At 44.6% G+C, this 522-nt stretch carries 1 protein-coding gene; it reads left to right on the top strand.

The window, feature by feature from the left end; translation table 11 throughout:
- Positions 1-522 (top strand): cupin domain-containing protein (locus AB4653_RS26870; RefSeq protein WP_372105756.1); only part of this gene is annotated, 522 nt, incomplete at both ends.

Here is a 522-nt window from a genome sequence, read left to right as displayed (position 1 = left end):
GAGTTTCTTGAAAACTACTGGCATAAAAAACCAACCATCTTGAAAGGTGGCTTCCAAAACTTCATCGACCCAATTTCGCCGGAAGAACTTGCTGGTTTATCGATGGAAGAAGAAGTGGATTCTCGCTTTGTCTCTAACCTCAACAACCAATGGACAGCAGAACATGGTCCATTCTCAGAAGAGAAATTTGGCGAACTCACTGAAACACATTGGCAATTGATCGTTCAAGCGGCTAACCACTGGCATCAAGGTGCCAATAAGCTGACTGAAGCGTTCCAAGCTTTACCAAACTGGTTATTCGACGACCTAATGATCTGCTACTCAGCACCAGAAGGCGGCGTAGGCCCCCATATTGATCAATATGACGTATTCATCATTCAAGGCCAAGGTAAACGTCAGTGGAAGGTTGGCACGAAAGATGTTGGCCAATACAAAGAGACAGTCCAAGCTTCTGCACTTCGTCAAATCGAAGGTTTTGAACCGATCATTGATGAAACTTTAGAGCCGGGCGATATCCTTTAT

Source organism: Vibrio sp. 10N.222.48.A3, from assembly GCF_041475345.1.
In the GTDB taxonomy this organism is placed as follows: domain Bacteria; phylum Pseudomonadota; class Gammaproteobacteria; order Enterobacterales; family Vibrionaceae; genus Vibrio; species Vibrio tasmaniensis_A.
Note: the sequence above shows the minus strand (reverse complement) of the source record. Positions and strands in the feature narration are given on the sequence as shown.